The sequence below is a fragment of the Breoghania sp. L-A4 genome (assembly GCF_003432385.1).
Classification (GTDB): domain Bacteria; phylum Pseudomonadota; class Alphaproteobacteria; order Rhizobiales; family Stappiaceae; genus Breoghania.
This window is the reverse complement of sequence record NZ_CP031841.1, coordinates 1,525,480-1,539,423: the sequence shown is the minus strand read 5'-3', so window position 1 is coordinate 1,539,423 and position 13,944 is coordinate 1,525,480. Positions and strand designations below refer to the sequence as shown.

The window sequence follows — 13,944 nt, the reverse complement described above, 5'->3', positions numbered from 1 at the left end:
AGATCACCTTGCCGCCATCGATAAACGTATTGGTGTTTGCCAGAGGATGGCTCTCGAGTTCATCGGAGCGGGCGACAGCCTAACGCAAATACTGGCCACCATTCACATCCAGCACCGCCCCTGTAATAGAACGTGCCGATGCACCCAGGAGCGTGTCGACCAGCGCGGCGATCTCGCTTGCCTCGGCCGCGCGGCGCAGCGGTATCGTCGACAGCGTGCGCTGATAGAGACCATCCACCAAGTCGTCGGTCATGCGTGTGTCGTTGGTCATGCCGGGCGCAATGCCAACAACGCGTGTCCTGGGAGCCATCTTTAGCGCAAGCGACTTGACCAGCGAATGGATGGCGCCCTTGGTCGCGGCATACGGATCATCATGACTGCCCTTGAAGCCCGAGATGGAGCCGAGCAGCACCACGGCGCTGTCCTCAGCCAGACAAGGCGCCAGGGCCTTGATGATGACCATATTAGCGATGACGTTGACGCGGAAGAGATGCTCCATTTGCGCCGGCGTCGATTCAAACATTGTTCGCCCTGGCAGTTCGCCCGCGAAAAGCACGATGCCGTCGAGCGGCGCGGAGAAATCCTGCAGGGTCTGCTCGAGGAGGTCGAGGTTGTCGAGATCGGAGAGACCGTTCCAGACGATCACGTCCGAGTGCACGGGCCGCCGGGACAGCGCGCTCACCGAGTAGCGCCCGCTCTCGGCCGCAAACTTGAGAAAGGCGGCACCGATGCCGGAGGTGCATCCTGTCAGGAAAACATGCTTTGCTGCCGTATCTGCCACATCGTCTCCCTTAACCAGCCTCGGCCGGCCCACGGGGCCGCAAGACCTTGAAGGCCGGCCCATCTCCATCAGAGTGAGCTAAGGAACTGGGGCGCTTCCTGTCCGAGGAACATCTTCAGTTCTTCGCGGGTCCAATCCTGTGCGTACATGACGGGCGCCGACAGGTCGAGTGGGCGCGTTCTTCCGAATGGAATCTTGATCAGGTTGAACTTGCCGCCAAGGTTTTCGCTGAGGCGCACCTCGGCCGGTTTTTCGCCGTCTGTGTACGGTCCCTCGACACAAGCCTTCATCAGTGAGATCAGCCCGTCATTGCGTGCAATTATCAGCGAGACCTGATTGAAGCCGGCAAGTTGCACCAGTTCGGAGGTGCCATGCTTGTAGCCCTTACCCGGAGCGGCCCCGAGCCAGACCGGATAGATGCTCGAATGGGTGGCCTCCTGGAGGAGATTGGGGCCCCGTAGCAGACAATCCTGCTCGACATAGACAAACCAGTCCGCATCGCAGGCCAAGGCATAGGCGCTGCTGAGATAACACGACCGCGTCCAGCCGCTATACTTGGTTTGTATAGTGCCGTTCCTGATAGCGTTTCCGGTGCCGTAGTTCTCGTCGAGATTGATGACCTCGACGCCGTCGTACGCTTTGAAATTCGGCTTGCGTTCATTGGCGGAATTAATGACGACGATTCGATCCGGGTCAATGTACTTGCGAACGAAATGGTGCCACATTGGAAATATTCGTTCGTGTCGGGTCAGAGTGGTTTGCGACAGGGCATCGGGCGCCCACCATCCCGTACCAACAATAATCTTCATGCTTTGATCCCGTCAGAATATTGCGAACTGATCGCTCTCGATAGCGGATACGTTGCCGTCTTTAACGTTGACGATGTCGCTTATAATCGCATTGGCGGCGAAAAATATAGTGTCTATTTTCTCCAGGAAAAGCGAATAGATAGTGTGCTGCCGGCGGACAACGCAGGCGCGGAAAGCTGTTTTTGCAAAGAATTTTGTCTTTACCGATTTCTGAACGCCGGCGAAGCGGAAGGTATCCCGAAAGGCTGGAAAATAGACCATCGCTTCCGATTCCATGGCCTCGCGCAGGGCGGCGACTTCGTTCTTGTCCACCGCATCGAGACGCGCCTGCGCCTCCTGAAACGAGGGGTATTGACCGAGCGGCGTGTGTCGCACGGAGGACAGGGTAAACAGGTTGTCGGCGACCGGGTAGATCGAGAACAGATCGCCGTCGACGAGGGTCAGGGCGAAGAAATCGGGAGTGCCCTCGTAAAACATCAACAGCGCTGGCTCGAAATAATACTCCTCGCGAAACTGCTCCGCAAAGAGTGTGCCCCACGTCGCATCGACGACATAGTCGAACCGTTCCGATCCGACGCTGACGCCACCGTCGGCCGTATGGCAAATGGGGCCAGCCGGTGTGCCGAAGTGGATCTTCGAGCCGAGTTTCTTGGTGAAGTAGTCGACCGCCTTTTCAGTGTAGATCAGCCGTTCATCCACGGCGACCGCGCCGCTCACGTGGTGCAACCCGTAGGCCGACGCGTCGACGGCACGCGACTGCAGCCCGCTCGACGACATGATCGCCAAATAGGTCTCCAGGTCGATCAGCGATTCGTGCTGCGAGACGGCGTAAAGATTGCTGTCCGGACTCGGCGAGATGAGGCTGTTGTAGCGTTCGAGAAAGCGATTGAAGCCATCCCGCGTCTGGTTGCGCGTCGAGAAGGAGCGCGCATAGTGGAAGCCCAGGTGCAGCCGGAACTGGTTGTTGCCGGACGCTCCACTGAAGATGCGGTCTTCCTTTTCGAAGAGATGGATATCCCAGCCCAGGCTATCCATAAGGTTTGCCGTATGGCAGCCGTACCAGCCGGCACCGATGATCGCGACTTTCGCCATTCTGTTTCCCGATAATTCCGATGCGCGTTGCGGCAGGTTCTTGCCGCGGCAGCGCTCCGCGCCGACGTCCGCGACCACTTGCTGCTCAGTGGTTCAACTGAATCGCCACGACGGCGCCTGTTGCAGCAGCGGGCTCCATTCCGGATAGCGTCCGAGAATGGGATACAACAACGGATAGCGTTCGAGAGCTTCGAAGAAAAGCTCTTTCAGGCGCGGGTAGCAGGCCACGATGTCCGGCGAGTGATAATGGGAGAAATAGACGTGACGGGGCGGGAACGCCTTGAGGTGCGAGGGATAGTTGAAGTCTTCCGGGAGTTGCTCCAGATCGTAGCCAAGCCGCAGTGCGGCAACGGGTGCCGCGATCTGATCCAGCCAGGGGCGCTTGTTCCACACGTCCTTGCAGGCATTGAGCGTCTGCGCGACCTCCAGCCATTCCTCGCAAAACCGCGCCGGTTCGTTGACGGCGATGAAGCCGGCATTGAAATAGGGGCGCATACGTTCTCCCGTGGCGGTCGCCACCATATCGGCCTTGGGAAGCCTCATCCCGAACAATCGGTAGACCGCATGCCAGTCGCCACCGCCGCGGCTGAACGTGTCGATGTCTGCCGGCTTTGCGGCGAAATCCGACATCAACAGATAGTGGCTGGTGAAGGGCCGCAGCAGCATCATGTCGCTGTCGAGGAAGATCGCCGGTTCGTCGATACCGCGGAGGCTGCAGATCTTGTTCCCGTACGGGTACTCGAGATCGATCTCGTTGCGGATGGCTACGGTCTCGATGCCGAGCTGGTCGAACAGCGCTTTCGTTTCCGGGCTGAGCGCCCCCCAGCGTTGCACAGGCTCGACCACGCAGCAGCGCACCACGCCGGGCGTATAGTTCATTGCAAGAGTGGTGGCGAGGAGCGCGCTCTTCGCCTCCAGCGGTCCGCCATGAGCAACGAATACGAGCTTATGCATGGGCCTTTACTGCCGCTCCCGAAGCGCTCGCGGCCTCGCGGTCGCGCAAGGCTTCGACGAGGGGAAGGATCTGAGTGTCGGGATTGCAGTAGCGTTCCCAGAACATCTCGGTGCGCCGGCGGGCCTCCGTGCGGGCTCCCGTATCGCCGGCGATTGTTCGAAGAATGTCACTGACAGTGCTTTTTTCGCAATCCGGCACCACCCAGCCGGCACCGGTCTCCTCGACGAGTCCGCCGAGTTCGGTGAAGGCCATCTGCAAAACCGGGCAGCCCGACGAAATCGAACTGACGGTGCGCGTCGAATAGGACATCTCGCGCTCGTCATTGAGGGCGGAGATGTCGAGCGCGACGTCCGAGCGCGCATTCAGCATGCGGTAGCGTTCGAAATCACAGAAGGCGTACGTTGTGACATGCGGTGTCGCCACGATCGTCTCGTAATGCAACTCGGTGCCTGCCGTCAGCAGTTTGGGGTCGAGATTCGGGTTCGTCTCCGCGCCAATGATCAGCATGGTCGCTCCGATTTCCTCGGACAGGTCGATAAGGTCGCGCGGCGTGAGGCTGGAGATCCAGAGCTGGCGATAGCCGCCCGAAAAGATTGCGAGCGGTCGCGATTGATCGGCTGGCCGCTCGATCCAAGGCAGCGACATCCTCACGTTGAGGACATCGCCCTTGGCGGCCGCGCCGGAGAGGCTGGCGCAATAGTCCTGAGCATAGGCGGTATGCCTGGCGCCGTTGGCGATGACGATGTCCGCCTGGCGGAGTACCGCGTCCTTGACTCGCTTCGACTGTTGCAGCCTGCCCGGCGCGTGGATGAAGCTGTGCTCGATCTGTGTCGCGCTGAGAAAGTCGTAGATCAAGGTGACCTCGGTGCTCTTCTCGAAAGCTTCGAGCGTCACCCAGTTGGGACACAGCACATGTGTGTACTGTTTGTTGAGCAATGCGAACATGTGGTTGTCGGGCAGAATCCGCAGATAGGGCGGAAGTGTCATCGGAAAGCCCTGCGACCACCGGTTCATGCGCTGCTGCGCGACGCGGCGCGGCACAACGATGTCGACGGCATAGCCGTGGGCGGTCAGGCCGCAATACAACCCGTAGGCGCGCAAGCCCTGAGCCCCGACCGGCATATGGCAGCCGGGCACCAGATCGTTGCACGTGATGGCAATGCGCATGGTCATGAATATGCGATCAGATTAACAAGAACGGAAGGGCTTATGCCGTCGTAGACGGGATAGGAAATAGTCTGAAACGTCTCGACATTAATACACCCGCCGAAGGCGCCGCCCAGATCGAGTACAATCTCCTCGATCGACACCGCGTGAATGCCAGTCGTGTCGCACGGCAGAACGTTTTCTAGAAGAATCAGAGAGCCCCCGCAGTTTAGCAGCTTGCGCCAGAGTGCGTAAAGCGCCCGCCGCTCCTCGGCAGTGCTGTGCTGCAGCACGTTGAAAGACAGCAGGATGTCGAATCTTCGCTCGGCTGTATCGAGAGCGTCCGCGTCGACAAAGCGGGCCGAGGGATGCCGCGCGCGCGCCGCGGCAAGTGCCTTCGGGTCGCGGTCGACGCCGCAATAGCGTGTCCGCGGCATGCATTGCGGGTACAGCCGCCCCCGCCGCAGCCAAAATCCAGGAGCGACGGGCGGGATGCGAGGCCGACGCGCTCCAGGGTTGGCCGGATCGCCTTTTCCAGGGCTTGGATCTGTTCCATGTGAACGATCTTGCTGGCTTTACGGCTGCCCAGTTGCGGTGCGTCCCTCCATGCCGGCTGCCCGGCGTAGATTGTGGCGAGGACGGCAGAGAGGTCGAGGAACGAGGGCAACTCGACGCGCTCCAGTTCTTCGCGCGCCAGCCTGATCAACGTGTCCCGTTCGGTGTCGGGAGCGATGATATACTCCGCCGATCCGGAGGTATCGCTCGATTCCGTGACCACCAGGCGGTCGTAGTCGGTGAGAGCAAAGCAGGCCGCCGCGGTTCGGCCGTCGGAAAGACACTGGTCCGGGCCATCGACAATGTAGAGTGGCGTTCGCCGCAGGGCCGCGCGAAGCATCCCGAAGTCCACTGGACGGTTTCCGATCTTCTCCGGCAGGCTGCGAAGGACAACGGCGTCGGCGGCGGCCACCGCGTTGACGAGCGCGTTGACATCATCCGGCGCACCGGTCTTGCCACCGCTGTCGTCGATCCATCCGGACTCGTCGATCAGAACAATCGTCATCGGCTTGCGCCTTCCGTGTTGCGCCTAGTCGGCCTTGCCCAGCCTCTTGCGCAGGTCGGTGATTTCCGCGGCCTGACGATCGATCACATGCTGCATTTGACCAAGACGCCGCTGAACGAGTTCGAAGTCCTCTTTCTTGGCCTCGTAACTGGCGTGCAGACGCGCCTGATCCTTGAGCAGGTAGGCGTTCTCATATCGAAGGATATCAAGTGTGGCTGACAACCGAACCGCGTCGGGCAGCAACTCGAAGATCTGTTTTTTCATCGCGCGATCTTTCTCCTGTCGTTGGCCGTCCGGGATCGTTCTTACTGACCGCCGTGGTCCTACCCGGCGACCGGACCGATGCGGCGAGCGCCGCTACGCGTGGTGTTTCTCTTTCGCCGCGGCGGAGGCGGGTTCCGAACACCTCATCAGCGTCTCGCGGTCGCGTTGCACGAGCCGCGCGAACCGGTGTTCCACGCGCTCGATCTCTTCGAGGAGGCGTTCGTCGTGGATGAACTCGTTGGGGCCAGCGTCGGTCATGCTGGATTCATCGAAAATTCCGCCGATCGATTGCCGCTTCAGCGGATATCCCCAGCTGTCGCGCAGGGTGTCGAACACGTCGCGCCCGCGGACCAGGTCGTCGATGCTGACCACCAGGCTCCGTCCCTCAAAGGTTTCGAGGAACTGGAGCGCTTTCTTGGAGTAGGTGAGATACATGTTCACTGCGAGGTCCGGCTGTTTCCAGAACTGGATATTGCTGCCGACAGCCTCGTTTCGCCGCAAATGCGCCGCCGCTCGCTTCTTCAATGAATGAACACATTGCACGCATGGGCGGAAAACGTAGAGAATCGACATGCCGGGAAAAACCCGCTGCCACTCGGGCAGGAACAGGCAGATGCGGGGATCCTTGACGCCCCACGCCGGATAGCGCGACTTGCGCATGCCGTATTCCGCCAGCCAGTTCCAGTCGGCCGTGGCGACGCTCGGCAGGAAGATCTTCGAGGTTTGCCAATCGGTGCCCGCATTCGCCAGCAACCGATTGTGGAACTCGATGACCTCCAAGTCCTCATAGTGGCCAAAGGGGTTGGACTCGTGAGCGCCTAGCAAGTTGTCCCCCAAGTGGAGCCCGGCATTATGCAGCAGGTTTGCCGTCAGAGACGTGCCGCTGCGATGAAACCCGCCGATGATCAATGGCGACGCAAACTGCGCCTGTCCGCCGCGGCCCATCACGACGTGTTTCCTTGGCTGCCTTCTTTGCGGTTGCAGAGGCGGCTGATGCGCATCCTTCAGGCTACTCGTTGAGTCGGTGGGCTGGCCGAGATGCTCGAGAAAATGCGCAAGCGGTTCAATGCCGCTTTTCGCCACCTCGGGATTTTGAGCAAGATAGGCCTTGATGTCGAAATCGGGGCAGGGATTGCGCCCTTCCCTCCAACCGAACTGACGATAATGAAGCAGCGGATCCATCTTCGCTGCCGCAACGTCGGGATTGGTCGCAAGATACCATTGAGCGTCGAAATACTGGTTCGGGTTGCGCAACTCCGCAGCACCCCACCGGGTATAGTGATAAAGCGGCTCCACACCACTCTCGCGCACATCCGGATTCGACTCCAGGTACCACTCCGGCTCGAAAAGCGGACCCGGCTTGCGTCTGCTCTTCCATCCAATGACGGTGTAATGCCATTTGGGCAGCAGCCTGGCCACGACTGATGAATGGTTCTGAGCCGCATACCAAGCTTCATCCAGAAGCGTATAATTTGCACGAAGCCGGTCAAGAAACGAGGTCATTCACATCGTCGTTTGTGTCGTGTTGGGATACTGCAGCACAATCGCATGGTCCTCTGCGCACCCCATCCGCCCGCGGAATGCCGAACGTTCCGGACGCTCCATCCGAATCTGACTCACTCTGAATTCGATTCGCCATGCCGTGCCACGCCATATTGTTAGGACAAGCGCCGCATGTACATGCGGCGCGGGGCTTCGTTTGTCAATTTACAGGTCGTCTTTTACCCTTTAATTGGCCAAGCTACGGGCCGGTATCGTGTTTCCGCCTCCATGGGTGATGACGTTTGTATTCACACATCCGATTTAAGTGCAAAATAAGGAGCAATGAATGAAAAACGACTGGTGCCGCAAGGTTGCGAACGACCACATCATGGATTTTTTCCGGGGACACGACTGCGGCGCGAAATCTTGCCTTGAAATATCCGGAATGGGCTGGGGCGCCGCCCATTTCAACACGTATCGGCACACGCGATATCCGGAAGTCGACGTGACGAATTTCCGGCTCCCGGAGCGCTATGATTTCGTTGTCGCCGATCAGGTTTTCGAGCACATCGCGGAGCCGCGCCGAGGGATCGAGAACTGCTTCTATCACCTGAAGCCTGGTGGCTATTTTGTCATGTCCGTCCCGTTCTTGATGAAGGTGCATGGCGCTCCGGACGACCACAATCGGTGGACTGAAAACGGTCTTCGGCAGTTGCTCATCTCTTCCGGATTCGAGGACACGCGGATCGAGAGCCACAGCTGGGGCAATCGTGATTGCGTGATCGCCAACTTTGACAGCTGAGCGCCTTATGATGCGGAGACCTGTTCGCTTGAGAATGAGCCACGCTTTCCAATCATGGTCTGGGCCTACGCCCAGCGCTAGGCAGTCGGTGCCGACCGGTGCCGGCACGGATTTGGTGCACAACGCGCGGGCAATGATGCCCGCGCCTTGCACCTGACCCCGCAGGACGCGGGGTCCCTGAGCCTCTTGGACCTGCGGGCAAAGTTGCGTGCAGCAACGACATCGTCCGGATGGCGCCACGACTGGGCGCGAACACGCCAGGACGAGTCAGACGCCCCGGCGTCAGATCCTCGGAGACGATGAGCGAGGTGACGAGGGCCGGGCCGGATGTTATATTTGACAGGGCGTCCGAAAACCGAATTCCTGTCGCAAATCATCCGGGAAGGGTCGCAAGCGCGCTGGGCGGTAATGATTTTTATCACGCGTGCTGGTGCGGTTTTGCGCGACGTTCAGGGTTGACCGAAACGCGAGCCCGGGCCCAGTATTGAGTGGCAATTTAATGTATTGACCCATCTCGCCTGTTCGAGGGCGATCGGCGTCCGCGCTTTTGCACAGATGCCGCGGATGCGAGAGATAATCCGACGTAGCGTTTCGTCTAATGCGGCGATGGTGAAGGCAGGGTGCCGGACAGCGACGTGTTCGCATATTTCAATCATTGGCAAATGCGAGTGGCCGCCTGACGCTTGCTTGGAAAAGGGCGGGCAGACATAGTCTCGGCCACGGGAATTTGAGGGAGTGGGGATCATGGAATTGATCGTGTTGCGGCCGTTCGGCAAACGTTTCGTGCTGGCGTTGATGCTGGTGGCGGTTCTGGCCGTGCAATTCTGGACTCAGTCGCGCTATCCGGCGCTCAACGAGAAGGCGATGATGAGCGGTGCGATCCAGCTTGAGGATCCGCTCGGTTTTGAAGCCTGGTTCCCGCTGAGCGACGAGGACACCACCGTGGTGCGGATCGGCAAGTCGACGCTGAACTGGATCAAGACCAACAAGCGCGGCATGACCTTCGGCATTCTCTTCGCCGCCGCCTTCCTGACGCTGCTGGGCTATTTGCGACGACACAGTTTCAAGGGCAGTTTTTCCAATTCGGCGCTCGGACTGGTGATGGGCGCGCCGTTGGGGGTCTGCGTCAATTGCGCGGCACCCATTGCCCGGGGGCTCTATTCGGGCGGCGCGCGGGCGGAATCGACGCTGTCGGCGATGCTCGCTTCGCCAACGCTGAACATCGTCGTCCTGACGATGCTGTTCTCGCTGTTTCCCTTCTACATGGCGGTGACGAAGATCGTGCTGTCGCTGCTGATGATCCTGGTCGCGGTCCCCATCATCTGCCGCTTCCTGCCCAAGGAGCAGTTGCAGGCCGCGACGGGCACGCGCGGCGCCACCGTCACCCCGGATCCGCATGTCAGCGCCGCGGATCAGGAAAACGTCTTCTGGGCGGTGCTCTATTTCGTCAAGGATTTCGCCTGGAACCTGTGGTTCATCCTCAAGACCACGCTGCCCCTGATGTTGCTGGCCGGTTTCCTCGGCGCGCTGGTGGCCACCCTGCTGCCCTCCAGCCTGCTCGAGAACGCGGGCTTCGGCCTCTTCGGGCTTATCGGCGCGGCGGTGATCGGCACCTTCCTGCCTGTGCCTATCGGCCTTGACGTCGTGGCCTCGGGCGCGCTGCTTCAGGCGGGTCTCGCGCCGGGCTACGTCATGGCGCTGTTGTTCACGCTGGGGATCTTCTCCATCTATTCGTTCTTCATCGTGGCGACCGCGATCTCGCTGCGCGCGGGGCTCATGCTCACCGCCGTGATTGCCATCGTCGGCATGCTCGCCGGCTTCGGCGTCTCGCAGTATCACGACTGGCAGACCCAGAGGGCGCTCAAGATCCTCACCGGATGGGAGTTCTCGCTGATCGGATCCGCGCACGCCGACGAGCTCGATCCCTTCCGCATGGTGCGCGATGGCGACAACCGGATCGCGCTGCATCAGCGGCCGTTCCAGCCGCGTTCGCCGGCCGCGGAGACGCCGTTCACGCGCACCGAGGCCTGGCACTTGGGCATCGACAAGCCGGTGGAGTTTTCCTTCGCCGACATGTGGCCGCCGTTCTGGGAAGGACGCTCGATCGCCTCGGGCGATTTCGATCGCGACGGCGACATCGACCTGGTGCTCGCCTCGACCGTGAAGGGGCTCTATTTCTACGCCAACGACGGCGCCGGAAAATTCGAGCCTGTGCCGTTTCCGATCGGCGGGATCGCCGACATGCCGGTGTTCAACGCGGTGCTGGTCGATGTCGACAATGACGGCTGGCTGGACTTGTTTCTCGCCACCTACCAGCAGGGCAATTATCTGCTGCGCAATGTGGATGGACGCTTCGACGTCGCCAACATGACGCCGGTGAAGAACCGGGAGGACGCGCCCCTGTCCCTGGCGCTGAGTTTCGCCGATGTTGATCGCGACGGCGATCTCGACGCGGCGCTGGGCAACTGGGCCGCGGGCTGGTACCGCCGCATTCCCGGCGAGGAGGCGCGCAACCGCATTGTGTTCAACGAGGACGGCGCGCTGACCGGCGAGCGGTTCACGGATCTGCCCGGCCTGCCGGGCGAGACGCTGAGCATTCTGCTGTCGGATATCAATGCTGACGGCGCGCCCGACCTGCTGGTCGGCAATGATTTCGAGCAGCCCGACATCTTTTATTACGGCGATGGCAAGGGCGGCTTTGAGCCGATCCGCCGCCAGGACGGCGTCGTGCCGATGACGACCACAACAACGATGAGCATCAAGACGGCGGACCTGGGCAACAGGGGCGGTCAGGACATCTACGTGGCGCAGATCGCGGGCCGCTCGTCAGGCGTCTCGAAGACGCTCAAGATGCGCGATCTTGATCAGTATTGCGATGCGGTCGAGCGTGACGGGGACAAGGCGACCTGCGCCACCAACATGGCGATCAAGACCTGGTACAAGTCCGGCCACAGCTTCAATCCCGGTTTCGCCGGCAAGTGCCAGGAACTGTCGGGCAACTATCAGACGGAGTGCAAGGCGATGCTGGTCAAGGATCTGGCGATCCAGAACCGCGACCCGGCGATCTGCGCGCTGATCCAGGCGGATCAGGTCCGTGTGCGCCACTTGTGCGACATGCATTTCAAGCCGTTCCGCAAGCCGACCGAGGCCGAGATGGCGGAGACAATTCCGCAGATCCTGCGCCGCAACGTGCTGCTGTCACGTCAGGAAGACGGCAGTTTCGTCGAAGGCGCGGAGGCCGCGGGCCTGGGTGTCGGCGGCTGGAGCTGGGACACGAAGGTGGCTGACGTCGACAACGACGGTTGGCAGGACATCTACATCGTCAACGGCACCTGGGTCCCCAACGAGGTCAGCCCCTCCAACCTGTTTTTCCGCAACAAGGGCGACGGGACGTTCGAGGAAGCCTCCGGTCCCTTCGGGCTTGAGGACTACCTGATCACCGCGGCGGCCGCGTCGCTGGACATCGACGACGATGGCGATCTCGATTTCATCACTGTGCCGGTCAATGGACCCGTGATGGCCTTCGTCAACAACTCGGCGGAGGGCAATGCGATCGCCTTCTCGTTTTCCGACCACATCGGCAACCGGTTCGGCGTGGGCAACAAGGTTGAGATCCGCTACGGCCCCAATGGCGAACAACGCCAGACCCGTGAGATCCAGTTGGGCGGCGGCTTCATGTCGTTCGATGCCTCCGTGGCGCATTTTGGCCTCGGTGACGCCGACCGGATCGACAGCGTCGCGGTCACCTGGGCGGATGGCGGACGGACGGTGATCGACGGCGGCCTTCCGGCGGGATCGCATTACCGGATCGAGAGGCGCGCATCGACGCCGCAATAGCCGGATTCGAGGCGCGCGACGCCGTTCATGCGCCGTCCGGCGCCGCGGCAATGACAACTGAATTCAAGAATCCGGGTGCCAAAAAAGGGCCCGGGGCTGGATCGTGTGAGGCGTTTTCATGAAGTGGCAGGAAGTCCGGATTTCCCGGTGCATTGGTATGGCTTTGGCCGTGAGTTTCGCCTGCGCGGCCGCACCCGGCGCGCTTGCGCAACAGTCCTCAGCCCCCGATGGGACGCCCGCGGCTCAGTCCGGCGCGGCGGACGTGGCGCCGGAGATGGCGCAATCGGAAGCCGCGTACAAGCAGGGCGACTATGCGACCGCCATCGCCATCCTCAAGACGCTCGCCGAGCAGGGAGATCCGCTGGCGCAGTTCCGGCTCGGGCACATGTACGCCGAAGGCAAGGGCACAGAGACGGATTACAAGGCGGCCGCGGAATGGCTTCTCAAGGCCGCCGAGCAGAAAAACGTCGAAGCGCAGACGCTTTTGGCCAAGTTCTATCTGCACGGGGCGGGCGTCGAGAAAGACGCCGAGACGGCCGCCAAGTGGTTTCTCAAGGCCGCGGAAAAGGGCAACGCGGTGGCGCAATACCATATCGGCTTGCTCTACCGCCAGGGCCTCGGCGTCGAGGCGAACCCGATCGCCGCCCTGAGCTGGCTGCAGGCTGCGGCCCGCCAGGACCTGGTGCTGGCGCAGTACCAGCTCGCGGTGATCTACGCCTCCGGGCTGGGAGTCGAAAAGGATGATGAAGAAGCCATCCATTGGATGACCCGGGCGGCGGAAGGTGGCTACCCGAAGGCGCAATATTTCCTGGCGCGAAACTTTGAAGCCGGATCGGGCGTGCCCAAGGATATGGCCGCGGCCGCGAAGTGGTACGAGGCCGCCGCCGAATCCGGTGTTGTCGACGCGCAGCGATTGGTGGGCGGGCTCTATCTCAAGGGAGAAGGCGTTGGCCGCAACGCCGAGAAGGCGGTGAAATGGCTGTCCGCGGCGGCCGACAGTGGCGACGCGGGCGCGCAGAGCACATTGGGCTATATGTACGCGACCGGCGATGGCGTGCCTGCGGATGATGCCAAGGCCGCCACGTGGTACGCGCAGGCGGCGGAAGGCGGCCTGCCCCGCGCCCAGGCGGCCCTGGCCGTATTTTATGAAAAGGGGCGCGGTGTCGCACAGGATGTCCAGCAGGCGGCGCATTGGTATCGTGCCGCGGCGAAAGCGGGCAACGAGCCGGCGCAAGTCCGGCTCGGAATGCTCTATGCAGAAGGACAGGTGGACATCGGGGATTCGGCGGAAGCGGCTGATCTCGTTTACCAGGCCGCTCTGAGCGGTGAGGACGCTGCCCGCGCATGGCTTGAAAAGGCGGCGGCGGACGGGCTTGCCGCCGCGCAGGGCCGGCTCGGGCAGATCTACTCGGAAGGCGCGGGCGTTGCCGTGGATGCCGGGAAGGCGGTGGATCTTCTTTCCAGGGCCGCGCGACAGGGCGATGCTTTTGCGCAGCTTCAACTCGGGCTCAAGTACGCCCGTGGAGACGGCGTGCCGCAGGACTATGTCCAGGCTCACAAATGGGTCAATCTGGCGGCGGCGACAGGCGATGAAGAAGCCATCAAGTCGCGCGCGCTCTTCGCCAAGCTGATGACGCCGGAACAGGTCTCTCAGGCTCAGGCGCTTGCGCGGGATTGGGAACCGTCCTCAGCCGACGGCGCGCAATGATCTCCCAC

Annotated in this window: 11 protein-coding genes; 3 read left to right on the top strand and 8 right to left on the bottom strand. The window is 61.4% G+C overall.

Annotated elements, in window-relative coordinates:
* Positions 1-79 precede the first annotated feature (79 nt).
* The 8 genes from D1F64_RS07145 to D1F64_RS07110 all read right to left on the bottom strand — a co-directional run bounded on the left by D1F64_RS07145 (position 80) and on the right by D1F64_RS07110 (position 7,610).
* Positions 80-781 (bottom strand): SDR family oxidoreductase, encoded by a 702-nt coding sequence (locus D1F64_RS07145; protein ID WP_162901381.1) that lies wholly within the window; start codon positions 779-781, stop codon positions 80-82.
* Between the two features lie 68 nt (positions 782-849).
* Positions 850-1,590, bottom strand: coding sequence for a hypothetical protein (locus tag D1F64_RS07140; RefSeq protein WP_162901380.1), 741 nt, complete (start codon positions 1,588-1,590; stop codon positions 850-852).
* A 12-nt stretch (positions 1,591-1,602) separates the two neighbouring features.
* Positions 1,603-2,760 (bottom strand): FAD-dependent oxidoreductase, encoded by a 1,158-nt coding sequence (locus D1F64_RS07135; RefSeq protein WP_117411865.1) that lies wholly within the window; start codon positions 2,758-2,760, stop codon positions 1,603-1,605.
* A 15-nt stretch (positions 2,761-2,775) separates the two neighbouring features.
* Positions 2,776-3,636 (bottom strand): hypothetical protein, encoded by an 861-nt coding sequence (locus D1F64_RS07130; protein ID WP_162901379.1) that lies wholly within the window; start codon positions 3,634-3,636, stop codon positions 2,776-2,778.
* The gene (locus tag D1F64_RS07125) at positions 3,629-4,810 is read right to left on the bottom strand and encodes a hypothetical protein (RefSeq protein ID WP_117411863.1); all 1,182 of its coding nucleotides are present in this window, start codon (positions 4,808-4,810) and stop codon (positions 3,629-3,631) included. The genes D1F64_RS07130 and D1F64_RS07125 overlap by 8 nt, the downstream gene beginning before the upstream one ends.
* Before the next feature lie 202 nt (positions 4,811-5,012).
* Positions 5,013-5,843, bottom strand: coding sequence for a hypothetical protein (locus D1F64_RS24350; RefSeq protein WP_248304651.1), 831 nt, complete (start codon positions 5,841-5,843; stop codon positions 5,013-5,015).
* Positions 5,844-5,867: 24 nt separating this feature from the next.
* Positions 5,868-6,107 carry a hypothetical protein gene (locus tag D1F64_RS24345; protein ID WP_117411861.1) on the bottom strand — a complete coding sequence of 80 codons (240 nt, stop codon included), beginning with the start codon at positions 6,105-6,107 and terminating at the stop codon, positions 5,868-5,870.
* Positions 6,108-6,200: 93 nt separating this feature from the next.
* Entirely contained in the window at positions 6,201-7,610 is a 1,410-nt protein-coding gene (locus tag D1F64_RS07110) for a hypothetical protein (protein ID WP_162901377.1), read from the bottom strand.
* Positions 7,611-7,935: 325 nt separating this feature from the next.
* Between D1F64_RS07110 and D1F64_RS07105 the strand changes: the two genes are divergently transcribed.
* The 3 genes from D1F64_RS07105 (at position 7,936) to D1F64_RS07095 (ending at position 13,936) form a co-directional block, all read left to right on the top strand.
* Positions 7,936-8,391 (top strand): methyltransferase domain-containing protein, encoded by a 456-nt coding sequence (locus D1F64_RS07105; RefSeq protein WP_117411859.1) that lies wholly within the window; start codon positions 7,936-7,938, stop codon positions 8,389-8,391.
* A gap of 744 nt (positions 8,392-9,135) precedes the next feature.
* Positions 9,136-12,228 (top strand): FG-GAP-like repeat-containing protein, encoded by a 3,093-nt coding sequence (locus tag D1F64_RS07100; protein ID WP_117411858.1) that lies wholly within the window; start codon positions 9,136-9,138, stop codon positions 12,226-12,228.
* A 157-nt stretch (positions 12,229-12,385) separates the two neighbouring features.
* Positions 12,386-13,936, top strand: a complete 1,551-nt coding sequence (locus D1F64_RS07095) for a tetratricopeptide repeat protein (protein WP_162901376.1) — start codon at positions 12,386-12,388, stop codon at positions 13,934-13,936.
* The last annotated feature ends 8 nt before the right edge of the window (positions 13,937-13,944 follow it).

What these genes read in the sequence shown, in the direction of transcription:
- D1F64_RS07100 (WP_117411858.1), top strand. Translation starts at nt 9,136, where the DNA reads ATGGAATTGATCGTGTTGCGGCCGTTCGGCAAACGTTTCGTGCTGGCG.
- D1F64_RS24350 (WP_248304651.1), bottom strand. Translation starts at nt 5,843, where the DNA reads ATGACGATTGTTCTGATCGACGAGTCCGGATGGATCGACGACAGCGGT.
- D1F64_RS07140 (WP_162901380.1), bottom strand. Translation starts at nt 1,590, where the DNA reads ATGAAGATTATTGTTGGTACGGGATGGTGGGCGCCCGATGCCCTGTCG.
- D1F64_RS07110 (WP_162901377.1), bottom strand. Translation starts at nt 7,610, where the DNA reads ATGACCTCGTTTCTTGACCGGCTTCGTGCAAATTATACGCTTCTGGAT.
- D1F64_RS07130 (WP_162901379.1), bottom strand. Translation starts at nt 3,636, where the DNA reads ATGCATAAGCTCGTATTCGTTGCTCATGGCGGACCGCTGGAGGCGAAG.
- D1F64_RS07105 (WP_117411859.1), top strand. Translation starts at nt 7,936, where the DNA reads ATGAAAAACGACTGGTGCCGCAAGGTTGCGAACGACCACATCATGGAT.
- D1F64_RS24345 (WP_117411861.1), bottom strand. Translation starts at nt 6,107, where the DNA reads ATGAAAAAACAGATCTTCGAGTTGCTGCCCGACGCGGTTCGGTTGTCA.
- D1F64_RS07095 (WP_162901376.1), top strand. Translation starts at nt 12,386, where the DNA reads ATGGCTTTGGCCGTGAGTTTCGCCTGCGCGGCCGCACCCGGCGCGCTT.
- D1F64_RS07125 (WP_117411863.1), bottom strand. Translation starts at nt 4,810, where the DNA reads ATGACCATGCGCATTGCCATCACGTGCAACGATCTGGTGCCCGGCTGC.